Origin of the sequence: Brenneria sp. hezel4-2-4, assembly GCF_013155275.1 — a bacterium.
GTDB lineage: Bacteria > Pseudomonadota > Gammaproteobacteria > Enterobacterales > Enterobacteriaceae > Brenneria.
Genome location: NZ_JABJXS010000003.1, coordinates 357,255 through 381,732, shown reverse-complemented (window position 1 = coordinate 381,732; position 24,478 = coordinate 357,255). Strand labels below are relative to the sequence as shown.

The window sequence follows — 24,478 nt, the reverse complement described above, 5'->3', positions numbered from 1 at the left end:
TAAATAGGGCTTTTCAATTAGGTAAAGTTATGCAAAAAACGGTTTTAATTACCGGATGTTCCAGCGGAATCGGCCTGATTGCCGCGCAGGATCTGCAAAAACGCGGCTACCGCGTGATCGCCGCCTGCCGGCGCGCTGAAGATGTCGCGCGAATGGCGGCGCTGGGTCTGGAAGGAATCGAGTTGGATCTGGACGACGGCGCCAGCATTGAGCGCGCCGCCGCCGACGTCATTGGACTGACCGGGAACCGTCTGTACGCCCTGTTTAATAACGCCGGATATGGTTTATACGGCGCATTGAACAGCATTTCGCGTCGGCAGTTGGAACAGCAGTTTTCCAGCAATCTGTTTGGCACGCATCAACTGACGCAATTATTGCTGCCGGCGATGTTGCCGCACGGCGAAGGCCGCATTATTCAGACCAGTTCGGTGATGGGATTGGTCGCCACGCCCGGACGCGGCGCCTACGCCGCCAGTAAATTCGCCCTTGAAGCCTGGTCGGACACGTTACGGATGGAGCTGCACGGCAGCGGTTTGCACGTCAGCCTGATCGAACCCGGCCCGCTGGCGACCCGCTTTAGCGCCAATGTCGATCAGACGCAGACCGATAAACCGGTGACCAATCCCGGCATCGCCAAACGCTTTACGCTGTCGCCCGAAGCGGTATTGCCCAAACTGCATCACGCGCTGGAAAGCCCGCGCCCCAGGCTGCGTTATCCCGTCACGCTGGTTGCGCACGGCTTATCGTGGTTGCGTCGTCTGTTGCCCGGACGCTGTCTGGACAACGTATTACGCACCCGCTCCTGATATTGGCTTGAAGCGGCGCATTTTGCCCCCATTTATAGCCAAAACGGCTGAGAGAGAACTCCAATGCTAGAACAACAAGCAACGATTATTGATATCAACGAATCCAACCTGCATCAGGTGCTGGAACAGTCCGCGACCCTGCCGGTTCTGTTCTATTTCTGGTCGGAACGCAGCCAGCACTGTCAGCAACTGGAACCGGTGCTGAATAAGCTGGCGCAGGAATACGCCGGGCAATTTATTCTGGCCAAAGTCGATTGCGACGCCGAACAGCACGTCGCGGCGCAATTCGGCCTGCGCGCGATCCCGACCGTCTATCTGTTCAAAGACGGCCAGCCGCTGGATGGTTTTCAGGGGCCGCAGCCGGAAGAAGCCATCCGTGAACTGTTGACTCGCGCATTGCCGAAAGAAGAAGAACTGAAGGTCGCCGAGGCGCAGCAACTGATTCAGGAAGATAAACTGCCGGAAGCGATGGTGTTGCTGAAAGACGCCTGGCAGCTTAGCCAGCAGCGCAGCGACATCGGCCTGATGCTGGCGGAGATTCAAATTCAGCTCAACCGCAGCGAAGACGCCGAAGCCGTGCTGGCGACCATCCCGCTACAGGATCAGGATACCCGTTATCACGGTCTGGTGGCGCAGATTGAATTGCTGAAGCAGGCGGCCGACACCCCGGAAATCCAGCAATTGCAACAGCAGTTGGAGGCCGACCCGCAGAACGCGGAGCTGGCGGTACAGTTGGCGTTGCAGATGCATCAGGTCGGACGTAACGAAGAAGCGCTGGAGCTGCTGATGGGCTTCCTGAGAAAAGATCTGGGTGCGGCGCAAGGGGCCGCGCGTAAAACGCTGATGGATATCATGGCCGCGCTCGGCACCGGCGACGCCCTCGCCGCCCGCTATCGTCGCCAGCTCTATTCGCTGCTGTATTAATCGCGGTTAATTCCACCCGGCCTCCCCTTTCCCGGGGAGGAATCCCCAGAAAGTGATTAAGTATTATTTGATCAATCACGTTAAATAACAAAAGGTTGTTATTTAGGGGTTCTCTTGGCGTAAAAATTGCGCTGAGGTGGGCGGGGCCATGGGGCGGCGGCGCTTGAGCCACCCCATGTCGGGCGCGTGCTGCAACGGTTGCAGAAATCCGCATTGGTTAGTGCGCACGAAACCTCACTGCACCGACAGAAACGCTTCCCCAAATTTGTGGGGATCCCTCACCTTTCAAGGAAGGTTAAAACCCAATAATTTTAACAAGTTAGCCAATTAAGAATCGCATACTCAGTCCAGCGTTTCCAACACCGTGATCCAGCCGTGGCCGCCGTAGACCGGCCAGCCATTAAGCCAACGGCGCAACATATTCATTGCCAGCATCGCCACCACTTCCTGATGCGTCTTCAGGCTATAACGCTGCACGTTGAACTGTATCGCCTGGGCAAATGTCCCTTGCGGCGTGTGCAGCGCAATCGCCAGCCGATCGTTTTGCCGCTCGCCCACGCTCAGCGCCAGCGCCGACTGATGGCGTTCGGCCAGTTGACGGGTATCGTCGGCCAGCCGCGCTAAATCCTGCGAATCCGCTTTTGCCGGCAATTCTCCCCCGGCCAGAGGGACGTTTGCCGACTGTAGCTGCCAGTTCAGCAAGCCGGCGGTAAAATGTTCGCTTACCGCCAGTTGAAGATGCCGTTCAACCAGGCGCCGGGCCAACTGAGCGGGTAAGCCTTCCGTCCCTTCGAATAGGGCGTTTTCCCCGGCGACGGCGCGCACCTGTTCCCATAACCGCTCCATCGCCGCCCGTTGCGCGGCCGGCCCGGTCAGCTTCAACTCAATAATCGGCATGGCGGAGCGATATCCCAGCACCACGCCCGGCGGAAGCGCCAATCCATCCAACTGGCTGGCAAGATCGCTTTCGGAACGGCCAAAGGTGGTTAAGCGCAAACACAGCGGCGGCGGAGCAATCGTAAAGCGCTCGCGCAGACGCGGCATGATTTGCTGATCCACCATGACCTTGAATTCCGAGGGAACCCCCGGCGTAAAAAACATCAGGCATTGGTTCAACCGCAAGGCGAAACCGCATGCCGTGCCGACTGGATTGTCGACCATTTCGGCGCTGGCCGGGATCTGCGCCTGCTTACGGTTGCTCGGCGCCATCACCCGGCCGCGCTCGGCAAAAAAAACCTCCATCCGCGCCAGCCAGTCGGCGTGTTCGACCAATCCTTCACCGGCCGCGGTCGCCGCGGCCAGCGCGCTCAAGTCATCGCTGGTTGGCCCCAACCCGCCGTTTACAATCAGGATATCGGCAATCCGGCTACGCTGGGTAATCGCGGCGACCAACGCGTCGAGATCATCCCCCACCGTCATACGACTGGTCATCGGCAGCCCCTGTTGGAACAGGTAGTCCGCCAGCCAGGCCGCATTGGTATCAATAATCTGACCATGCAACACTTCATCGCCGGTACATAACATCTCGACCCTAAGCATGTTTTACTCCTGTTTATGGCAAACGGGCGCGATCGCTCGCGCCCGTCATAACTTCCGATACCTGTGGAGGGTAAGGCGGGTTATCAGAAATTCAGACCAACGCCGATATAGGCGGAATCGGCCAGCGTGTTATCTGAGCGGCCGCTCTCGCCGGCCATGTTGATATAACGATACCCCACATCCACATTGAGCGGCCCGACGACATGCCAGCGAACCCCCGCTTTACCTTCAACGTAGTGATCGACGTGGCTGGAGAAGGCGTCCGGCGAATAATAACCCTCGCCGTACACAGAGAAGTAACGGTTGATCGGCCACTGTACGCCGCCGCCCAGCGCCAGCGCATGTCCGTCAGAGCCGCGATCCTGATTCAGATACAGCGCCTTGCCGCCAAGCGTGACTTTCAGCGGGCCGACCGGCAGGGTGTAGCCTAGTCCGAAGCCGTAAACATCGTTATCGTTGTCGCCATGAGCATAGCTCACATTACCGGACAGCCCGGGCACCAGCAGGCCAAACCCGGCGTTTGCGCCCACATAGTCACGTCCGGCTTCCCCGGAGATGCCAATGGCGTAAACGGAAGACGTCGCCAGCAGCAAACTTCCTGCACAAGCAATCACAAACTTTTTCATTGTTAATATCCTTAAAACCGTTGTTAAACGCACGTGCAAAATATGTCGATATCGTCGCCGATTCTACCCGAATCGGGCCGCTACTCCAGCACGATATTGTGTTAAAGCGGTATTTACGCCGTTAAAACGCGCCGGAAAATTCCAGCGGCGCTCCCGGAAGCATAAAAAATGATTAGCGTCGCTTATTTGGCTAAAAACCCCATAATGAATAATAGTATTTAGGGCAAAGACTCAAAAACGTAGAGTAATAAATATAAGGAACACATGATGAGCAAGAAAAAGCTGACGACGGTCGCCGGCGCTCCCGTTGTGGATAACAACAATGTCATTACCGCCGGACGGCGCGGCCCGATGTTAATGCAGGATGTCTGGTTTCTGGAAAAACTGGCGCATTTCGATCGTGAAGTGATCCCCGAACGACGGATGCACGCCAAAGGTTCCGGCGCACACGGCACGTTCACCGTCACCCACGATATCACCCGTTATACCCGTGCGAAAATCTTCTCTGAAGTCGGTAAACAAACCGAGATGTTTATACGCCTTTCCACCGTGGCGGGCGAGCGCGGCGCCGCCGACGCAGAGCGCGATATCCGCGGTTTCGCCATGAAATTCTATACCGAAGAAGGCAACTGGGATCTGGTGGGCAACAATACCCCGGTATTCTATTTGCGCGATCCGCTGAAGTTTCCCGACCTCAATCACATCGTTAAACGCGATCCGCGCACCAACCTGCGTAACCCGGTCTACAAATGGGATTTCTTTTCCCAACTGCCGGAATCGCTGCATCAGTTGACGATTGATTTCAGCGACCGCGGTTTACCCAAGTCATTTCGTCATATTCACGGTTTCGGCAGCCACACCTACAGCTTCATCAATGCGGCCAATGAGCGTTTCTGGGTTAAATTCCACTTTATCTGCCAGCAGGGGATTGAAAATCTGATGGACGATGAAGCAGAGGCGCTGGTTGGTAAAGATCGTGAAAGCGCGCAGCGGGATTTATTCACCGCCATTGAAAACGGCGATTTTCCCCGCTGGAACCTGAAAATCCAAATCATGCCGGAAGCGGAAGCCTCGCAGGTTCCCTATAATCCGTTTGATCTGACCAAAGTCTGGCCGCACGGCGATTATCCGCTGATCGATGTCGGTTTTTTTGAGTTGAACCGCAACCCGGATAACTACTTTTCCGAAGTGGAACAGGCCGCCTTTAATCCGGCACACATCATTCCCGGCATCGGCTTCTCACCGGATAAAATGCTGCAAGGCCGTCTGTTCTCTTATGGCGATGCCGCACGCTATCGCCTGGGGGTCAACCATCATCAGATCCCGGTCAACGCCCCCCAATGTCCGTTCCACAACTACCACCGCGACGGCGCGCTGCGCGTCGACGGCAACAGCGGCAACGGGGCGACCTATGAACCGAACAGCTTTGGCGTCTTTCAGGAGCAGCCAGACTTCAGCGAACCGCCGCTCACGCTGGATGGCGCTGCCGATCATTGGAATCACCGTGAAGATGAAGACTATTTCAGTCAGCCGCGGGCGTTGTTTAATCTGCTGAGCGAAGAAGAACACCAGCGCATGTTCCAGCGTATCGCCGGTGAACTGTCGCAGGTGCCGGAGTTTATTCAGGATCGTCAGATTGCGCTGTTTAACCGCGTTGATCCGGCCTATGGCGCCGGGGTGGCGAAAGCGTTAGGGAAATAATCGGCAGGCGTGAGGTCATCCTCACGCTTTTTTCCTGTCGTTCAGGCCATCGACCCACAATTTTACCTGCTGGCGGGAGAGCTTAATCCCGCCGCTTTTCAACGCCTCGGGCAACAGATAATAGGCGACCGGACGCTGAAACCCCGGCAACTGCGGCAGCAGCCAGTCACGGATCTCATCCGGCGTTGTCGCGCCGCTTATTTCCACCACCGCCACAGGACGCTGACCGAACTCCACGTCATCAATCGGCACCACGCAGGCTTGCTGAATATCCGGGTGCGTAAGCAGCAGCGACTCGATATTTTCCGGCTGAATCCCCTCGCCGCCGCTGAAAAACTGATTATCCAGGCGGCCCAGAATGCGCCACTCGCCCTTATCGAAACAGCCGCGATCCCGCGTATGGAACCAACCCTGTTCGTCGACCAGCGGAACTAGCCGTCCGTCGCGCCAATAGCCCGAAGCCAGCGTACTGCCGCGCAGCAAAATTTCCTCGCCCGCCAGACGGATCTCCCGCCCGCTAAGCGGAAGCCCGACGCCGGCACGGCCGTCGGCGCGTTTGGCGCACACCGTCGAAGCCAGCTCGGTTAAACCGTATCCGCACCAGCACGTCACGCCGTGGACCTCCGCCTGCCGGGTTAACGCCGCCGGGATCGTCACCCCGCCCAGCAACACCGCTTTCAGCGTCGGGGGCAGCCTATTTTGCGTTAACAGCCGCCATAGCTGGGTCGGCACCAATGAGGCATGCGTACACTCCTGCAACGCCGTATCCAACGGCCGATCGGCGCGTACCACCAGCGTGGCGCCGGCGGCCAACCAGCGCCACACGATGCCCTGCCCGGACACATGAAACAGCGGCAACGACAGCAGCCAGCTATCTCCATGGGAGAACGCCATCATCTGCAACACGCCCCCGGCGCTGGCAAGGTGGGCAGCAAAGGTATGCGCGGCGGCCTTGGGCAAGCCGCTGGATCCCGAGGTTAACGTCAGCGTCGCCAGCCGCTCCGCTTGCCAGGGCAGCGCCGGTGGGGAAGAAGGCGCATCGACAGGGTCATGCCGTAACGCCGCCACCCCTGACGACCACGGCCGCCCATTCAGGCATAGGCCGTAGCGGACGTCCAGTGAATGCAGCAGGGAGTCGGTTAATGATTCAGGCAGTTGCGGATTGAGCGGCAACAGCCGCGCGCCGCACCGTAACAGCGCCAGATAACAGAACAGCATGGCGGGGCTGTTCTTACCGCGCAGCACCACGCCGCAACCGGGCGCGACGCCCTGCCGCTGAAAACCGCAGGCCAGTTGATCGACCCGCTGCGCAAGCTCCCGCCAGTTCCAGCGTCGCTCGCCGTCGATCAGCGCGTCTGACCGGGAGGCATGGCCGGCCCAGTGACGCCAGGGCCAGTCGTTCAGGATTGCCATACCCGTTCCAGTTGGTCGACCGCCAGCAGCGGTAATTCGCTTTCCGGCCAGGGCCGTATCACCTGCGACTGCATCAAATCCAGCGTATCCAGCCCGGGAATGGTATCCGGCGTCAGCCAGTGCGCCAGACGCGCCAGTTGGCTTAATCCCAGACTGGACTCAATACTGGAGCTGATGACCGCGGTCAGCCCCGCCTGATGCGCTTCCCGCACCAGTTGCCGACAGCGCGTCAGGCTGCCGACCAGCGTCGGTTTGATGACGATGGCGCTGACGCCCGGTTCGGCCTCGACCCGAAAGTCGGCTTCGCGCACGCTTTCATCCCAGGCGATATTGATGCCGGTGTCCCGCGCAAACTCGCGGGATTCCTGACGGGTTTTGCAAGGCTCTTCCAGAAAAGCGATGCGCGAACGCAACTGCGGCGCCACATAACGGGCGAACCCATCCGCTTTGGCCCGCGTCCAGCCGCGGTTGGCGTCCAGACGCAGTTTCAGATCCGGCAACGCCTCCAGCAGCACGTTGACGATCATGCCGTCACGCACCGCCTCATACAGACCGACTTTAACTTTGGCGACTTTCTCGCCCGGCAACGCCTGAAGCATGGCGAATAGCTCATCCGGATCGCCATTGCACAGCGGCGCCTTACGGTAATCCGCCGTCACAGGCAGCTCCTGATTCAGCTCAGCCAGCGCCACGCTCAGACCAAAGGCCACCGACGGCGGGACATCATCCGCCAGTTCGTCGCCGGCCGCCCAGCGCCGTAGCTGCGCAAGCGTCGCCGCTTCGGCCTCCGCCAGCGTTTCCACGCTGAACTCAGGCAGCGGCGCAATCTCGCCCCAGCCCTGCCGCTCGCCCTGCTGCAAACAAACGATCAGCCCGTCGCGGGTTTTCAGGCGCTGATTGCGCAACACCACCCCGGCCTCCATCGGCACGCGGTAGCGATAGACGTTAACCTGACGCATTACGGATTCCGTTTGAATTTACTGAAATCGGGCTGACGTTTTTCATTAAAGGCATTACGGCCCTCCTGCCCTTCGTCAGTCATATAGAACAGCATGGTGGCGTTACCCGCCAATTCCTGCAAACCGGCCTGCCCGTCGCAGTCGGCATTCAACGCCGCTTTCAGGCAACGCAAGGCCATCGGACTGTTTTGCAACATTTCTCGGCACCAGCGTACGGTCTCTTTTTCCAGCTCGGCCAGCGGCACCACGGTGTTGACCAGCCCCATATCCAGCGCTTGCGCGGCATCGTACTGGCGGCACAGGAACCAGATTTCGCGGGCCTTTTTCTGACCGACGATCCGCGCCATATAAGACGCGCCCCAGCCGCCGTCAAAGGATCCGACGCGCGGGCCGGTCTGACCGAAAATGGCGTTCTCCGCCGCGATCGTCAGATCGCACATCATATGCAGCACATGTCCGCCGCCGATGGAGTAACCCGCCACCATCGCCACCACCGGTTTCGGGCAGGTGCGGATTTGGCGCTGGAAGTCCAGCACGTTCAGATGATGCACGCCGCTGTCGTCCTGATAGCCGCCGTAGTCGCCACGGACTTTCTGGTCGCCGCCGGAGCAGAAAGCTTTATCGCCCGCGCCGGTCAGAATAATCACGCCGATGCCGTCATCATGACGGGCATTATCCAGCGCCTGGATCATCTCTTTCACCGTTTGCGGGCGAAAAGCATTACGCACCTGAGGACGATTAATGGTGATTTTGGCGATGCCGTCAGCGGATTTGTGATAGAGAATATCGACGAAATCACCGCTGCAATCGTGCCATTCCACCGGGGCGTAAAGCAGTTCTTCACTGGGATAGAGCATAGTAATTAGTCCTTAACGGGATGCGAAATAAAAGAAAGTATCCGTGCGGCATACGCCGCCGGATTGGCCTGATGCGCATTATGGCCGGCCTGCGCCACGCTCAACAGCGGCAAAGCATACTGCTGCGCCAGCGCCTGAAACTTAGCGTCTCTGGCGCCGCACAGATAAGCAAAAGGAACCGCCAACCGCCGGAGTTTTTCTCCCAGCCAGGGCTGACGCCCCAGCGAGGTGGCCTCCAGCATATCCGCCACCGCCGCGCCATGATTGTGGCGGCGCAGGGAGACGAGACTGGCGCGCTGTTCGGCGGTTAAATCAGCAAAAACCGCCTGCTGATACCAGTCATGCAGTACGGTTTCCAGCGGTTCATGGCGAAAACGCCGCGCCCAGCGCGCATCATGCAGGACGCGCTCTTCGCGTAATGACCGCACGGGCAGCCCCGGGTTTCCTCCCTCGACCAATAACCCTTGCAGACCATGATGCTGTCCGCAACAGGCATGATACATGGCGATGCGGCCGCCCAGCGAATACCCCAGCAGCCAATAACGCTCAATGCCTTGCCGCTGCAAGGTGGCGTTCAACCCCTGACTCATCTGCGCAAAACCGCCGGGCGTCACGCCGCGCGATCCGCCATGCCCCGGCAAATCCACCAGCAGCAACGGCCAGTGGGTGAAAAACGGCGCTATCGGCCGCCAGTCTTCGGCGCTGCCCAACAGACCGTGCAGACATACCAGCCACGGCTGCAAGGGCGCGGGATCGCAGCCGACGACTTTCTGGCTGTGCATTACCAAGCGGCGACCTGCGAGACTAAAGCGTTGAGGGTTTCCGCGCCGTCTTTCGGCGGGACGACCACCTCCAACAGCGTTACGCCGCCCTGCTCCCAGCCCTTCGCAACGGATTGGGAAAGCTGGGTCCAGTTATCCGCCCGGACATAATTCAGCCCGAACATGGCGGCGGCATGACTGAACTCCACGTTTTGCGGCATACAGTAAAATGCCTCCCGCTGCGCCGCCGGCGTCGGCAGCAGCGAAAATATCTGCCCGCCGTTATTGTTTACCACGATAAGCACCAGCGGCGCCGGAGCGTGGCGCAGCAAGGCCAGCGCATTGAGATCGTACAACGCGGACAGATCGCCGACGATCCCCAGCGTCGCCTTGCCATTCGCCCGCTGGACGCCCGCCAGGGTCGAGATCAAGCCGTCGATGCCGCTGGCTCCCCGATTGCCGTACACCGGGTACGCCTGCGGTAACTGCGCCAGCGCATCGATAAGGCGAACCACCAGACTGTTGCCGACAAACAGTTGCCCCTCCGCGGGTAACAATTCCGGTAGGCGGTGCGCCAGTTGGGCTTCGCCAAACCGATCGGCCAAATAGGCGGCGGCATGCCGTTGCGCCCGCAAAGCGTAAGCGCTCAGTTCGTCAGCCCAGGGCGCCCGCGTCAAAGCCGGATGCGCCGCAAGCCAGTCGCTGATATCGGCAATCAGGCGGCGACCGCGATGGTGCGCCGGATCCAGACGGCCGGGCAGCGCATCCACCAGCCAAAACGTCTGCGGCTGGCAGTGTTCCTGCCACTGTAACAGCCGTTTCCCGGTCAGATTCGCGCCGAACTGCACCACAATGTCGGCCTGCCGCAAACATGCGGCCGCCGCCGGATGCGCCAGCCAGAGATCCGCGCAAGGCAACGGCTGACCGCTTTGCGACAGTACATCGCCAATCAGCGGCCAGCCAAGCGCGGCGGCCCACTGCGCGATCTGCGCGCCCTGCGCCGGGCTGACCTGCCCGACAATCGCCACCCCGCGCTTTTGCCGCCATTCATCCCAGTCACGCTGAACCGCCAACGCTGCGCACCGCATTTCACGCAGCCAAGGTTCGTCGTGCCGCCACCAGTCGCCCAGCGCCATTAGCCAGTCGCGGTATGCGGCGTCATCATCGGCGCCATATAAGGGTTCGGCAAACGGACAATTAATGTGTAACGCACCGTGAGTAAGTTGAGCCATGACGCTGTCCAGCGCGGATACCAGCCAGCGGGCCGGAATATCGGGCGTCGGGCGCGGCAGATTCAGCGCCAGCGTTGGGTGAGCGGCATAGAGCCCGTGCTGGCGAATAGCCTGATTGGCACCGCAGTCGATCAATTCAGGCGGGCGATCGGCGGTCAGCACCACCAGACGCTCGCCGGTCAGCCCCGCCTCGATAATCGCCGGATAAAGATTCGCGGCCGCCGTGCCTGACGTCACCACAATCGCTACCGGTTCGTCGGCGGCTTTCGCCAACCCCAAAGCCAAATGCCCTAATCCCCGCTCGTCAAAATGGGTGTGGCAAATCAATGCGCCATGCTCGGCGGCGGCCAGCGTCAGCGGCGTAGAACGGGAGCCGGGCGCAATGCAGATGTGGCGGACGCCATGACGGGTCAGCGCCTCAAGCAGCAACGTTGCCCAGCGACGATTAAATACACTTGTCGACATGTTTTACTCAACAATCCAGGTTGCGGTTTCTGACAATAATTATAATTTTTTCCGTTCCGCCGACTTTGATATAAACCCGTACGGGACACAACAGACATAAAACAAAACTATGACACATCGCCCTCTAGCAGGGATTTTAACCCGGCGGCTTTGTTTTCCAGCTCCAGCCATTCCTGTTCCGGATCAGAACCCGCCACAATGCCGGCGCCGGCGTACAGCTTCAAAATATTGTCGCTGATTTCGGCCGAACGCAATGCGACGCAAAACTCCGCCTGCCGACGGGACAGATAGCCCGCGGAACCGGCATACCAACCGCGCTCGAACGGCTCATGCTCGGCGATGAAGCGTCGCGCGACGCCTCTGGGAATACCGGCCACCGCCGCGGTGGGCTGCAAATCATGGAGACAAACGGCGTCCGACCGCTCCCGCAACTCAGCCTGAATGGCGCGACGCAGATGCTGTACTTTGCGCAAACCGACGATTTCCGGCGGCATCACATCCAGCGTCAGCGCCGACGGTTGCAACTGCCGGCAAATATCATCCACCACCAGCATATTTTCGTACTGATTTTTGCTATCCGTCATCAGCCAATCGGCAAGGGCCGCGCGCTTACGCTCATCTTTATCGCTCGCCACCGTGCCGGCCAGCGCCTCGGTTTCGAGCAGCAAATCACGGCGACGATAAAGCCGCTCGGGACTGGAGCCGAGAAACGCCTGACCGGGGTCATGGGCCAGCATGAAATGGAAACAGCGGTGATTGACCGCGCGGCTGGCCGCGATAAAGGTGGTGGCCCGCAAAGGCCGCGCCAGCGTTAGCGTCGTCGCTCTTGCCAGAACCACTTTCTTCATTTCTCCGGCGGCGATATCCCGCAACGCCCGCCGCAGCAGATTGTCCCAGTCCCGGCGATCCGGCTGATGCTCAACCGCGTTGATCTCGGCCTGCAAGGGCGGCAACGGACGCATCGGCAACAGAAAATTGATGAATGCCGACGCTTCCTCGGCATCCAGTTGCAATGAGGTTTCACTGAATAAGTTTATGCGCAGGCTCAGCGTATTTCCCTGCCGTAATAACTCGACGCGCGGCAAGAAGAGATAGCCGGGGGATACGCCCCGTTCCCTCTCGGCGGAGGTCTGGTCAAAAGCGTTCAGCCCCCAGATCCGCACGTTCTGGTCACAATCTTGTTGCACAAGGAACGCTTCCGCATCCTGAATCCGCTGAAAGCCGCAGACGCGCCCGCAAACCGCCGCCTCTTCGTTTTCCTGTCGATGCTGCCAGTAAAACTGCGGATACGCGGGCTGCGTCGCCAGCCACGACAATAATTCAGACGGTTCACTGAGGGTCAATGAACGCGTTATCTGTCTGAACCCCGCGCTTGCGGGCTGTGGTTCGCGCAAATCCTGCTGCATGTATCGCAACAAGTCGGAAAGTTGTTTCAACGTAACCCCGGTATCCTAACGTAAAGGACGGGATTATACGGAAAAAATGGCGCCGTGGGTGAGAGGTTATGCAGAGAGTCCGCGGCTTATCTTTAACGCCGCCGAGGTTAACTTATCTGATTATTACGCCCTCCTTGAGCGGGAGGCGATGAACTCTTCGATTCAGCTAGGTAATTATGGTAGAAAGAAGCCCTTATTTCGTCCATTTAGGTAGTATCGTTCCATTTATGAGCACCACACTGAGTTCCGACGCGTCCTGTATCAGTCAAAAACAGCCGGGCAAAAAAGCGCAGGTCGCCACGCGTATCACTTTTTTTGTCGCCGGTTTGGCGATGGCCTCCTGGGCGCCGTTAGTGCCTCTGGTTAAAAATCGTCTGGCAATCAGCGACGCCTCTTTGGGAATGTTGTTGCTTTCCCTCGGCATCGGTTCGCTGCTGGCGATGCCATTCACCGGATTGCTGACCGGCAAACTGGGATGCAGAACCGTTATATTGCTGGCCGGCGCCGCGCTTTGTCTGGTGCTGCCGCTGCTGACGCAGGCAGATACGCTGCCGCTGATGGCGATTACGCTGCTGTTTTTCGGCGCGGCCATCGGCATGATCGACGTATCCATGAATATTCAGGCGATCATTGTCGAACAGGCCGGCGGGCGGGCGATGATGTCCGGCTTTCACGGCTTTTTCAGCATTGGCGGGATCGCCGGCGCGGGCGGGGTCAGCATGTTGCTGTGGCTGGGCTTGTCTCCCCTGATGGCGATTCTGACGATTGTCGTGGTGTTCCTTATCTTGCTGTCTGTGGCGCAAAGCCATCTGCTGCGCGCCACCCGGCACGCCGAGGGCGGCCCGCTATTTGTGATCCCGCGGGGTTGGGTGATGTTTATCGGCCTGCTGTGCTTTATTATGTTTCTGACCGAGGGAGCGATACTCGACTGGAGCGCGTTGTTTTTAACCGTGGAGCGTAACCTGAGCAGCGCCCAGGGAGGCATCGGCTATGCCGCGTTTTCCGTGGCGATGACGTTGGGCAGACTGAAGGGCGATCGTATCGTCAATGCGCTGGGGCGTTACGCCGTCCTGATGGGAGGAAGCCTTTGCGCGGCATTGGGCCTGCTGTTGGCCATCAGCATCGACAATGCGGCGATAGCCGTCCTCGGTTTCGTCATGGTGGGGATTGGCGCATCAAACGTGGTTCCGATCCTTTTCAGCGCGGCGGGTAATCAAAAAATTATGCCGGCGAATCTGGCTATCGCCTCGATTACGACTGTCGGTTACGCTGGTATTCTAATCGGCCCGACGCTGCTGGGGTTTATCGCTCAGCTAAGCAGTCTGGCGGTGGCATTTGGCAGCGTCGCGCTATTGTTATTGATCGTCAGCGCCAGCGCGCGCGCCGTTATCCGTTAATCAGGAGCGTTAATCAATGCCCGCAATAATAATGCGCTATTTTGCTTTGTTCATCGTGCTTTTGCTGCTGGTGACCGGCTTGTTTAGCTATAACTACCTCAGTAGCTGGCTGACCGAGAAAAAGCACGCATTGACGGACATCGCGCAAGGCGTCCAAAAGCGCATTGATACTTATCGTTTCTTTACCTATCAGATATATGGCGGCCTGAACAACGAGCCGCCGCTCGCCGACGCCCCGATCAACTCCATCAATCTGATGCCGAATGTGTTTTACGTGGAGAAAAACGGCCAAAAAACCGATGCGTTGATATTCGGTCAGCATGATGAAAGCACCTTGGTTTCCGTACGCCGGATATCGCGCTATCTGGACATCCTGTGGGGCGCGGAAAGCGATGTTTATACCATGTATTATCTTAACGGCATCGATAACAGCCTGACGATGATTTCAACCCAGACCTTGAAAGACATCTCATCCCAGTTCCGGGGAAACTATATCACCGCGATCGCCGAAGCGCGCCGCACGGAAATGCTGCAACAGGCCAACGCATTGGATGAGCGCGAAAGCTTCTCTCCCATTCGCAAACTGCGATTTTACAACAATTACTATTTCACACTGCGAACCACTTTCAATCAGCCCGGCCATCTGGCGACCATCATTGCCTTCGACTTACCGATTAACGATTTGATCCCGGCCAATATGTCGCGCGAGAATTTTATGCTGCGGCAAGACATACCAAGCAGTTTTGACGCCAACAGCGGCAGCGAGGATATGACGACCGCTCAATTGAACGGTTCATTCCTGGAGATATCCTCTCTGCTGGTCAATGCGCCGGTAAAAATCGTTTTCCAGGTCCCGATAAAAGTGCTGGTCACCGATATGCTGCGCAACAATGTGTGGCTGCTGTTGCTGAATCTGGTTTTGCTGCTGCTGGCGTTTTCCGGACTGTATTCGTTTCGCAAAAAAAATGCGCACCCCGGCGAAGACCTGTCGCAACGTCTGAGAAAGCAGTTGAATATCTATAATGAAACCATCGGCAATATTCCGATGGGCATACTGATTTATGACTTCAGCAGCAACAAAGTCATCATGCAGAATGAACTGGCGGAGAACTTGTTGCCGCACCTCAGTCTGCAAAAAATCACCAATATGGCCGACGAACATCAGGGGGTCGTTCAGGTCACGGTGAATAATGAAATGTATGAAATACGCCAGTTACGTAGTCAATATTCGCCCGACTATTGTCTGTTTCTGCTGCGCGAACAGGACAGAGAAATTCTGGTTAATAAAAAGCTACAGTTGGCGCAGCGTGAATATGAGAAAAACGTTCAGGCCAGAAGGCATCTGTTCAAAAATCTATTGAACGAATTCAAACAACCGTTGCTTTCCCTACGGCAGAGTATCCTTTCCCTGCGCCGCACCGATGATATTGCGGAACAGCGGCAGATCGTCCGACAGCTTTTGACCGAGGCCGGCTGCGCCATCGAATTGCTGGAAAACATCGCCTTGCAGGAAAAACTGGAGACGCAGCAATGGCAGCCCGCCCATGCGCGTTTTTCTCCGCTGACCGTCGTGGATAATTTATTGCTGGAATTATTGCCGAAGATTAACCAAAAAGGGCTCGGCCTGTTTAACCATTACAAACTGGATATTAACCAAACCTATCTGGGCGATAGCGAACTGCTGAAGAAAACCCTGTCGTTGCTGCTGAATTACGCCATCACCAATACTGACTACGGCAAGATTACGGTTTCTGTCGATCGTGACGCCAATGAGCCGAAAAAACTGATCGTTCAGGTCAGCGATACCGGCGCCGGGATCTCGGGAAACGAGCAGGATAATCTTGACTACCCCTTTTTAAATCCGACGACGGCGGATCGCTTCAGTCAAAATTCAGGATTGACCCTATTCCTGTGCAATCAACTGTGCCATAAACTGGGCGGCGAGTTGCATATCAACAGTAAACCGGGGCTGGGCACACACTATATTTTGACGGTAACCGCGGAGCCGGAAGCCTTGCCGGTCGAGGAAGAGAAGCTGCTGGACGGCATTAATGTCTTACTGGATATCACCTCAGATGAGGTACGGCATATCGTTAGCCATATGCTTACCGGCTGGGGCGCCAATTATCTGCTGGTCGACGATCGTCAGGTCAATCAGCAGGCCGATCTGTGCGTCACCGACGATCCGGAAAGAAACGCGAATTATTCCATATTGCTCAGCGGCGATGATACCGAGTTGGTTTCTCTGGGATCGCATCGGCTGCGGGCGAATTATAATATCAGCCAGCTCTTGCTGGAAGCGCTGCTGAAATTGATTGAGCAACAGCTGGAAATACCGGTGGATACGGCGTCGGCGGAGGATAACCATGATACTGATGCCTACGCCCGTCAATTGGCGTCAAGTGATTATTATTCTCTGTTTGTCGAGACAGTACCGGATGATTTAAAGAGGCTGTATACTGAGACGCAACAGGGCGATTTTTCATCACTTGCGCAAACGGCACATCGGCTGAAAGGCGTGTTTGCCATGTTAAATCTGCATCCCGGCAAACAGCTGTGTGAGCAGCTTGAACAGCATATTACCGCGCGCGATAGTGTACGGATTGAAAATAACCTTCATGAAATTGGAGGATTCGTCAGTGCATTACTACAGCAAGGTAGCCAACCTATGAGTAACCAAAACGATGAGTAACCTAAACGTAATTATTGCCGACGACCATCCTATTGTCCTTTTCGGCATCAGAAAGTCGCTTGAACAAATTGAATGGGTCAATGTGGTGGGCGAATTTGAAGATTCGACAGCCTTGATCAATAACCTGCCAAAACTGGACGCCAACGTTTTAATTACCGATTTGTCCATGCCGGGAGATAAATACGGCGACGGCATAACGTTAATTAAATACATTAAACGCCATTTTCCCCATCTCTCTATTATTGTTCTGACCATGAACAATAACCCGGCTATTCTGAGCGCCGTGCTGGATTTGGATATTGAAGGCATCGTACTCAAACAAGGCGCGCCGACGGACTTACCCAAAGCCCTGGCGGCATTGCAGAAAGGGAAAAAATTCACGCCGGACAGCGTCTCCAAAGTGCTGGAAAAGATCAGCGCCAGCGGTTACGGCGACAAGCGTCTGTCGCCGAAAGAAAGCGAAGTATTGCGGTTATTCGCCGAAGGTTTTCTGGTAACCGAAATTGCCAAGAAACTGAACCGCAGTATTAAAACCATCAGCAGCCAGAAAAAATCAGCCATGACAAAATTAGGCGTGGATAACGATATTGCGCTGCTGAATTACCTTTCTTCGGTGAACGGCCATACGCCGCAAGCAGAAAAAGAGTAAGCAAAGCGCCGACCGGCACGGCAACAGGCAGCGGATAACGTTGCCTGAGTTTCGCATCCTTTCTATTTAATCCCCCGGCCCTCCCCTTCACAGAGGAGGGCGTAAGGCGATTTTTTTACTCAGGTTTCTTTCACCTGACGCACAACGTTGCTGTAATACGTCAGTGTCTGCTGCAAGGTATCCAGCGTTACCGGTTTTGATAAACAATTATCCATGCCCGACTGTAAACAGCGCTGTCTCTCTTCGGCCAGCGCATTCGCCGTGACGCCAATAACCGGGAACGTCCGCCCTGATTCACGTAAACGCTGGGTTAATCGGTAACCATCCATATTCGGCATATTGACGTCGGTCAGCACAAGATCGATGTTGTTTTTACTTAATACGCTCAGCGCGTCTACGCCGTCGTTTGCCGTCATCGCCTTATACCCCAACGATCCAAGCTGATCGGCCAGCAAGCGCCGGTTAATCGGATGGTCATCGACCACCAGAATCATGATGTCGCCATTCTCGATACGGCCATAGCGGGTCAACGGCGTCGAAAGTGCGGAATGCGAGCTATCGTTTATATCCGCACGGTAAATTTTCTCTAGTAAATCCGGGAGATACCGTGGCGTAGAGGTACTGTGCAGCCAATGACCGGGGCTGATTTCCTGCGCCGAACCGGTATGCGAACCGCTAATTTCAATATGCGCCCGCGCCTCAAACGTCTGCGACAGCGCATAATCGCTGACGATCACATCATCAGCGGCGATCGTCTGGCGCTGATAGCGGCAAGCCTGTAGCCCGTGCGCCTGTAGAAAAGCCAGCAGGTAAGACTCCAGCCGCGCATTACGCACCATAAGCCAGCACTTTTTCCCCTGCAAACCGGCATTAATCGCCACCGGGACATAGCGCGCCTTATAGAGAGGAAGCCTTATGCCGAACTGACTGCCCAACCCCGGCTCCGACTCAATGGTGATATCGCCGTCCATTAGGTTGACCAGTTTCTCACAGATCGCCAGCCCCAGCCCGGTACCCTGGAAATGACGCTGCACGCCGCTGCCGGCCTGAAAGAACGGATCAAACAGCTTCACGGTTTCACGGGACGGGATCCCGACCCCGGTATCGCGCACCTGAAATTCCAGATAACCGTCACGGCAGCCCACCTGGAAAATAATGCATCCCGTATCGGTGAATTTAATGGCGTTGCTCAACAGGTTGGACAACACCTGCTGCAAACGCACCGGATCGCCGGACAGGCTCACCGGCACATTCGGATCGATAAAGCAGTACAGCGAAAGACGTTTTTTCACCACCAGCGGTAAATAATTGCTGGTGATGTGGCTGATCACCTCATGAGGCGCGAACTCACAGGGTTCGATTTTCAACTGTTCAGATTCAATCTTGGAAAAATCGAGGATATCGCTGATGATTTTCAACAACAGCGAGGATGAATTATTCATCGCCGCGACCAGACGATTCGCATCCTTGGGCAGGGCTTTGGTTTGTAATAAGTCCAGATTACCGATAATGCCATACAGCGGTGTGCGCAATTCGTGACTCACCGTGGCCAGGAACATCGATTTGGACTGGCTCGCCTGTTCCGCGGCATTGGCCATTTCCTGCAACGACTCTTCCATTTTCACCCGGGCGCTGACATCCAGCAGCACGCAAATCGCCACGTTTTCATTACGATAGCGCGAATGCACGAAGCTGATTTGCAGATGATGGTTTCGGCTGGTCATCACATCGACGAACTTGGATTGCTGCTCGCAGATAATGCGGGTAATGCGCAGGCGATCTTCATGCGTCAGCAAGTTCAGGTAATTATGCGCCAGCTCATTACTGAGAATATTGGTGCCGTCGTTAATGCGCAGGATGCAAATCCCCACCGGGGCGGATGCCACAATTTTACGGTTAAACTGTTCGTTTTCTTCCAACTGGAACGCATTGACTTCGGCAGGCAACAGCATTTTCCGCTCAAAGATCCACGCCAGCGCAAACAGCAATAAAGCCGATAGCGCATTCAGCGCCGCCATATTAATTATCAACGTGCCGATATGAGACAGTAATACTTTTAACGGCAACGAATAAATGATGCTGAAAGACGTGGGCGACAGATTTTTTTTCAGGATAATTTCATCATAGCCATTCACGTAGCCAAAGTAATTATGCTCTATCGGATAATTGCTCACCGAAGAGGTGTAACGGCCCACGCCCTCGGCAAACTGCAAAACCGTCTGATTATATTGATTGATCAGTTTGACATTTATCGGGAATTTCCCCAAGGAGACGAAATCGTCCAGGCGGATCGTCTGCTCGATCCCCATGATCACTTCCAGCTTATTACCGATATAAATCGGCGTCAGCGCATACAGATAACCGACGTCCGGTATTGAGGCCGGGGTAATCCAGTAGACGGTTTCATCCCGGGCGACGGAGGGAATGGAGTTTTTCTGCTCCAGAAAACGATCCTGAACGTTTTTAAGCAGGTTATCGCGATCAAGCGACGGGTTGCGGATACCGAAATCCACCATACAGCGCCGATCGCCGCCGACAAAAAATACCCGGTTCAGATCGTACACCGCCGAAAAATTTTCTCGCCAGCCGGTAAAAAAATCACTTAACGACGCCAGGGGGCTATTGTTTCCCCCACCATTAACCGCGCAACTCGCCCCGGGATATAAGGGATAAATCGATAACGTCGAGCTTTCATCCGCCGGCGGGTGTTGATTGCCGGCGGCGGCGTTCATCAGGCGGTTTGCCGCCAAATATTTAAGCTCGCGCACCACATCGGCCGCGTGACGAATATATCCCTGAGCCTGATCGAAGCTCAGGTTATATTCCTGGCGCAGTTCTGATTCTTTTTTATCCAGCGTCTTACTGATATAAAACACGGATATCAGCGCGCCAAGCACCCACAGCATAACGGCCACCACCCGAAACAAATAGCGGGAGACTTTTAATGTCGTATGGAACGAGGCGAGATATTTCAAGTGGATACCGTTGGATTAAGAAAAAGATTAACGAGCGCCATAAACCTGTCGATACACTACCGATCCTGCATAAAAAAAGCCAGCGCATCACACGCTGGCTCAGGGTTATTGCGGCTAAAACGACGGCTTATTCTTCGTCGTCTTCCGCGATGTCGTCATCGGCATCAATGTCGTCGACGGCATCGTCGTCTTCGGCAATTTCACCGTCAACGCTGACCACGCCATCCAACTCTTCATCTTCCACCGGTTCCGCCACACGTTGCAGACCAACGACTTTTTCATCTTCCGCCGTACGGATCAGCGTAACACCCTGGGTGTTGCGCCCGACAATACTGACTTCAGACACGCGGGTACGAACCAGCGTACCGGCATCGGTGATCATCATGATCTGATCGGCGGCGTCAACCTGTACGGCGCCAACCACTTTACCGTTACGCTCGCTGACCTTGATGGAGATAACCCCTTTTGTGGCGCGGGACTTGGTCGGGTACTCGCCGACCGCGGTACGCTTGCCAAAACCATTTTGCGTCACGGTAAGGATATCGCCTTCGCCGCGCGGAATGATCAGGGAAACGACACGATCTTCGCCTTGCAGGTTGATACCGCGCACGCCGGTCGCGGTACGTCCCATCGAGCGCACCGCGCCTTCCGAGAAGCGAACCACTTTCCCGTCCGCCGAGAACAACATCGCTTCGTCGTTGCCGTCGGTCAGGTCGACGCCAATCAGCTCATCGCCATCGTGCAGGTTAACGGCAATAATCCCGGCGCTGCGCGGACGGCTGAATTCAGTCAGCGCGGTTTTCTTCACCGTACCGCTGGCGGTAGCCATAAAGACGTGGCGACCTTCTTCATATTCACGCACCGGCAGAATGGCGGTGATACGTTCATCCGGCTCAAGCGGCAGCAGGTTGACGATCGGGCGGCCGCGCGCGCCGCGGCTGGCTTCCGGCAACTGATAAACCTTCATCCAGTACAGACGACCGCGGCTGGAGAAGCACAGGATCGTATCGTGGGTGTTGGCGACCAGCAGACGGTCGATGAAATCCTCTTCTTTAATCCGGGCGGCGGATTTACCGCGTCCGCCGCGACGCTGCGCTTCATAATCGCTCAGCGGCTGATACTTGACGTAACCCTGATGCGACAAGGTCACGACGACATCTTCCTGATTAATCAGATCTTCGATGTTGATGTCCGCGGTATTGACGGTGATTTCAGTACGGCGTTTATCGCTGTATTGATCCCGGATGGCTTCCAGCTCTTCGCGGATCACTTCCATCAGGCGTTCCGGGCTTGCCAGGATGTGCAGCAACTCGGCAATCTGCGCCAGCAGCTCTTTGTACTCATCCAGCAGTTTTTCATGCTCCAGGCCGGTCAGTTTCTGCAAACGCAGATCCAAAATCGCCTGAGCCTGTTGCTCGGTCAGATAATAACGGCCCTCGCGGATACCGAACTCCGGCTCCAGCCAGTCAGGACGCGCGGCGTCATCGCCCGCCCGTTCCAACATCGCGGAAACCGTACCCAGCTCCCACGATTGGGCGATCAATCCGGCTTTTGCTTCCGCCGGGGATTGGGCGCGGCGGATCAATTCGATAATCGGATCGATATTCGCCAGCGCAATCGCCAGACCTTCCAAAATGTGCGCGCGATCGCGGGCTTTACGCAGTTCAAAAATCGTCCGCCGGGTAACCACCTCGCGGCGGTGGCGAATAAACGCGGAAATAATATCTTTCAGCGGCATGATCTTCGGCTGGCCCTGATGCAGCGCCACCATATTAATGCCGAAAGAGGTCTGAAGCTGCGTCTGAGAATACAGATTGTTCAGCACCACTTCGCCGACCGCGTCGCGTTTAATCTCAATGACGATACGCATACCGTCTTTGTCAGACTCGTCGCGCAGCGCGCTGATCCCTTCAATACGCTTGTCTTTCACCAGCTCGGCGATTTTTTCAATCAGGCGCGCTTTGTTCACCTGATAAGGAATTTCATGCACGATGATGGTTTCACGCCCGGTTTTAGCGTCCGCTTCCACTTCGGCGCGGGCGCGGATATAAATCTTGCCGCGTCCGGTACGGTAGGCTTCTTCGATACCGCGCTTACCGTTAATGATGGCGGCCGTCGGGAAATCAGGCCCGGTAATGTGCTCCATCAAGCCTTCAAGGCTGATATTTTCGTCGTCGATATACGCCAGACAGCCGTTAACCACTTCCGTCAGGTTATGAGGCGGAATATTGGTCGCCATCCCGACCGCAATACCGGAAGAGCCGTTGACCAGCAGGTTAGGGATCCGGGTCGGCATGACGTCGGGAATTTGTTCCGTGCCGTCATAGTTCGGCACAAAATCAACGGTGTCTTTTTCCAGATCGGCCAACAGTTCATGGGCGATCTTCGACATGCGAACTTCGGTATAACGCATTGCCGCCGCGGAGTCGCCGTCAATGGAACCGAAGTTGCCCTGGCCGTCGACCAGCATATAACGCAGTGAAAATGGCTGCGCCATACGCACAATCGTATCGTAAACGGCCGTATCACCGTGCGGGTGATATTTACCGATCACATCCCCGACCACACGGGCGGATTTTTTGTAAGGCTTATTCCAGTCGTTCCCCAATACGCTCATCGCGTACAGTACGCGACGGTGTACCGGTTTTAGTCCATCACGAACATCTGGTAACGCACGCCCGACAATAACGGACATGGCATAGTCCAGATACGAGCTTTTCAGCTCTTCTTCAATGTTGACCGGTGTGATTTCTCTGGCAAGGTCGCTCATGGAGCCGCTATCCCTCTATTTATGCATCTACCCGAGTTCAAAAGGTGAAAAAGTATATCACAAACCGCCGTTTTGGGGAAAACTCCCCGGCAAGCGACAAAGGATATCCGCCCGGTCACGCCGTAGGAAAATCGATGATAACTACAACATTACCGGCGCTGGCGATATACTCGCAGCCAATGAAGATAACCAAAGGTCGTGATTGCATATGAATGCAGAACAGCAAACCCCGAATGTCGACCATCAGGAAATCGCCAAATTTGAAGCCATTGCTTCACGCTGGTGGGATCTGGAAGGCGAGTTCAAACCGTTGCACCGCATCAACCCGCTGCGTCTGGGCTACATTTCACAACATGCCGAAGGGCTGTTTGGCAAAAAAGTGCTGGATGTAGGCTGCGGCGGCGGCATTCTAGCCGAAAGCATGGCGCGCGAAGGCGCGGAGGTCACGGGGTTGGACATGGGCGCGGAGCCGTTGCAGGTGGCCCGTCTGCATGCGCTGGAAAGCGGCATGGCGGTAAATTACATTCAGGAAACCGTGGAAGCGCATGCCGAGGCGCATCACGGCGAATACGACGTCGTGACCTGCATGGAAATGCTGGAACACGTTCCCGATCCGCAGTCGGTGGTTCAGGCCTGCGCCAGTCTGGTCAAACCGGGCGGTCACGTGTTCTTCTCCACCATTAACCGCAACGCCAAAGCCTGGCTGATGGTGGTGGTCGGCGCCGAATACATCCTGAATATGCTGCCGCACGGCACGCACGATATTAAAAAGTTCATCCGCCCCGCCGAACTGATCGGCTGGATCGACGCCACGCCGCTGCGCGAAAAACATATCACCGGCTTAAGCTATAACCCGCTGACAGACCACTTCAAGCTCTGCCCGAATGTGGAGGTCAATTATATGCTGCACACCCGGCACGAAGCGTAAAACGCGTTATACCCGTGCAAGCGCTGAGGTAAGCGGCATGGACGCCGCGAAAGCCAGCGCCGCGCCGGACAGGAACGCTTCCCCAAATTTCTGGGGACTCTCAACTCGCAGACGGGCATCCCCTGCCCCCTACAAAGACACAACATGAATCAGACGATTCCGAGCTTCAGCGGCGGTTTTATGCATTGCGCAAGGCGATAATTCGCATCGCGAACAAGAAAGCGGCAACCGATCAATTATTTAGTTTTTTTATCCCGATGTATTGACATGAGCAGAGGCCGCGAGCGAACCGGCATTTAGCGAATCAATAACATTTACTACCCAAGTTATCCACAATTTAGCCTGATT

General features: G+C 56.2%; 17 protein-coding genes. 7 read left to right on the top strand and 10 right to left on the bottom strand.

Features of this window, described 5'->3' with window-relative positions; translation table 11 throughout:
* Window positions 1-29: 29 nt before the first annotated feature.
* Window positions 30-806, top strand: coding sequence for an SDR family oxidoreductase (locus HOY33_RS08465; protein WP_172289774.1), 777 nt, complete (start codon window positions 30-32; stop codon window positions 804-806).
* Window positions 807-869: 63 nt separating this feature from the next.
* Window positions 870-1,730, top strand: a complete 861-nt coding sequence (locus HOY33_RS08460) for a co-chaperone YbbN (RefSeq protein WP_172289773.1) — start codon at window positions 870-872, stop codon at window positions 1,728-1,730.
* Window positions 1,731-2,072: 342 nt separating this feature from the next.
* Here the strand turns inward: HOY33_RS08460 and HOY33_RS08455 are convergent, their stop codons facing one another.
* Window positions 2,073-3,269 carry a nicotinamide mononucleotide deamidase-related protein YfaY gene (locus HOY33_RS08455; protein WP_172289772.1) on the bottom strand — a complete coding sequence of 399 codons (1,197 nt, stop codon included), beginning with the start codon at window positions 3,267-3,269 and terminating at the stop codon, window positions 2,073-2,075.
* 83 nt (window positions 3,270-3,352) lie between these two features.
* On the bottom strand, window positions 3,353-3,895 hold the full coding sequence (locus tag HOY33_RS08450) for a YfaZ family outer membrane protein (RefSeq protein WP_172289771.1): 543 nt from the start codon (window positions 3,893-3,895) through the stop codon (window positions 3,353-3,355).
* A gap of 267 nt (window positions 3,896-4,162) precedes the next feature.
* Here HOY33_RS08450 and HOY33_RS08445 point away from each other — a divergent pair, with 267 nt between their 5' ends.
* Window positions 4,163-5,596, top strand: coding sequence for a catalase (locus tag HOY33_RS08445; protein ID WP_172289770.1), 1,434 nt, complete (start codon window positions 4,163-4,165; stop codon window positions 5,594-5,596).
* Window positions 5,597-5,617: 21 nt separating this feature from the next.
* Here HOY33_RS08445 and menE read toward each other — a convergent pair whose 3' ends face one another.
* From menE to menF, 6 genes are all read right to left on the bottom strand, one after another.
* Entirely contained in the window at window positions 5,618-7,009 is a 1,392-nt protein-coding gene (menE, locus tag HOY33_RS08440; protein WP_172289769.1) for an o-succinylbenzoate--CoA ligase, read from the bottom strand.
* On the bottom strand, window positions 6,997-7,968 hold the full coding sequence (gene menC / locus HOY33_RS08435; protein ID WP_172289768.1) for an o-succinylbenzoate synthase: 972 nt from the start codon (window positions 7,966-7,968) through the stop codon (window positions 6,997-6,999). The genes menE and menC overlap by 13 nt, the downstream gene beginning before the upstream one ends.
* Entirely contained in the window at window positions 7,968-8,825 is an 858-nt protein-coding gene (menB, locus tag HOY33_RS08430; protein ID WP_172289767.1) for a 1,4-dihydroxy-2-naphthoyl-CoA synthase, read from the bottom strand. The genes menC and menB overlap by 1 nt, the downstream gene beginning before the upstream one ends.
* A gap of 5 nt (window positions 8,826-8,830) precedes the next feature.
* Window positions 8,831-9,607, bottom strand: a complete 777-nt coding sequence (menH, locus tag HOY33_RS08425; RefSeq protein ID WP_172289766.1) for a 2-succinyl-6-hydroxy-2,4-cyclohexadiene-1-carboxylate synthase — start codon at window positions 9,605-9,607, stop codon at window positions 8,831-8,833.
* Window positions 9,607-11,283 (bottom strand): 2-succinyl-5-enolpyruvyl-6-hydroxy-3-cyclohexene-1-carboxylic-acid synthase, encoded by a 1,677-nt coding sequence (gene menD, locus HOY33_RS08420; protein ID WP_172289765.1) that lies wholly within the window; start codon window positions 11,281-11,283, stop codon window positions 9,607-9,609. The genes menH and menD overlap by 1 nt, the downstream gene beginning before the upstream one ends.
* A gap of 107 nt (window positions 11,284-11,390) precedes the next feature.
* Complete coding sequence (gene menF / locus HOY33_RS08415; RefSeq protein WP_172289764.1) at window positions 11,391-12,719, bottom strand: isochorismate synthase MenF; 1,329 nt, start codon at window positions 12,717-12,719, stop codon at window positions 11,391-11,393.
* A gap of 227 nt (window positions 12,720-12,946) precedes the next feature.
* Between menF and HOY33_RS08410 the strand changes: the two genes are divergently transcribed.
* The 3 genes from HOY33_RS08410 to rcsB are packed head-to-tail and all read left to right on the top strand — an operon-like array spanning window position 12,947 to window position 17,457.
* A complete protein-coding gene (locus HOY33_RS08410) occupies window positions 12,947-14,116 on the top strand; it encodes an MFS transporter (protein WP_172289763.1) in 1,170 nt (389 codons plus the stop codon).
* 16 nt (window positions 14,117-14,132) lie between these two features.
* The gene (gene rcsD, locus HOY33_RS08405) at window positions 14,133-16,808 is read left to right on the top strand and encodes a phosphotransferase RcsD (RefSeq protein ID WP_172289762.1); all 2,676 of its coding nucleotides are present in this window, start codon (window positions 14,133-14,135) and stop codon (window positions 16,806-16,808) included.
* Window positions 16,801-17,457 (top strand): response regulator transcription factor RcsB, encoded by a 657-nt coding sequence (rcsB, locus tag HOY33_RS08400; RefSeq protein WP_172289761.1) that lies wholly within the window; start codon window positions 16,801-16,803, stop codon window positions 17,455-17,457. The genes rcsD and rcsB overlap by 8 nt, the downstream gene beginning before the upstream one ends.
* A 119-nt stretch (window positions 17,458-17,576) precedes the next feature.
* On the opposite strand, the gene rcsC is transcribed toward rcsB, so the two are convergent.
* A complete protein-coding gene (gene rcsC, locus HOY33_RS08395; protein WP_172289760.1) occupies window positions 17,577-20,432 on the bottom strand; it encodes a two-component system sensor histidine kinase RcsC in 2,856 nt (951 codons plus the stop codon).
* A gap of 127 nt (window positions 20,433-20,559) precedes the next feature.
* Window positions 20,560-23,202, bottom strand: coding sequence for a DNA topoisomerase (ATP-hydrolyzing) subunit A (gene gyrA / locus HOY33_RS08390; RefSeq protein ID WP_172289759.1), 2,643 nt, complete (start codon window positions 23,200-23,202; stop codon window positions 20,560-20,562).
* A 208-nt stretch (window positions 23,203-23,410) separates the two neighbouring features.
* Between gyrA and ubiG the strand changes: the two genes are divergently transcribed.
* Window positions 23,411-24,130 carry a bifunctional 2-polyprenyl-6-hydroxyphenol methylase/3-demethylubiquinol 3-O-methyltransferase UbiG gene (ubiG, locus tag HOY33_RS08385; protein ID WP_172289758.1) on the top strand — a complete coding sequence of 240 codons (720 nt, stop codon included), beginning with the start codon at window positions 23,411-23,413 and terminating at the stop codon, window positions 24,128-24,130.
* The last annotated feature ends 348 nt before the right edge of the window (window positions 24,131-24,478 follow it).

Coding starts and splice junctions, on each gene's coding strand:
- HOY33_RS08410 (WP_172289763.1), top strand. CDS start 12,947: ATGAGCACCACACTGAGTTCCGACGCGTCCTGTATCAGTCAAAAACAG.
- menH (WP_172289766.1), bottom strand. CDS start 9,607: ATGCACAGCCAGAAAGTCGTCGGCTGCGATCCCGCGCCCTTGCAGCCG.
- HOY33_RS08465 (WP_172289774.1), top strand. CDS start 30: ATGCAAAAAACGGTTTTAATTACCGGATGTTCCAGCGGAATCGGCCTG.
- HOY33_RS08455 (WP_172289772.1), bottom strand. CDS start 3,269: ATGCTTAGGGTCGAGATGTTATGTACCGGCGATGAAGTGTTGCATGGT.
- ubiG (WP_172289758.1), top strand. CDS start 23,411: ATGAATGCAGAACAGCAAACCCCGAATGTCGACCATCAGGAAATCGCC.
- gyrA (WP_172289759.1), bottom strand. CDS start 23,202: ATGAGCGACCTTGCCAGAGAAATCACACCGGTCAACATTGAAGAAGAG.
- menC (WP_172289768.1), bottom strand. CDS start 7,968: ATGCGTCAGGTTAACGTCTATCGCTACCGCGTGCCGATGGAGGCCGGG.
- menD (WP_172289765.1), bottom strand. CDS start 11,283: ATGTCGACAAGTGTATTTAATCGTCGCTGGGCAACGTTGCTGCTTGAG.
- rcsB (WP_172289761.1), top strand. CDS start 16,801: ATGAGTAACCTAAACGTAATTATTGCCGACGACCATCCTATTGTCCTT.
- rcsD (WP_172289762.1), top strand. CDS start 14,133: ATGCCCGCAATAATAATGCGCTATTTTGCTTTGTTCATCGTGCTTTTG.
- HOY33_RS08460 (WP_172289773.1), top strand. CDS start 870: ATGCTAGAACAACAAGCAACGATTATTGATATCAACGAATCCAACCTG.
- menB (WP_172289767.1), bottom strand. CDS start 8,825: ATGCTCTATCCCAGTGAAGAACTGCTTTACGCCCCGGTGGAATGGCAC.
- HOY33_RS08445 (WP_172289770.1), top strand. CDS start 4,163: ATGAGCAAGAAAAAGCTGACGACGGTCGCCGGCGCTCCCGTTGTGGAT.
- HOY33_RS08450 (WP_172289771.1), bottom strand. CDS start 3,895: ATGAAAAAGTTTGTGATTGCTTGTGCAGGAAGTTTGCTGCTGGCGACG.
- menE (WP_172289769.1), bottom strand. CDS start 7,009: ATGGCAATCCTGAACGACTGGCCCTGGCGTCACTGGGCCGGCCATGCC.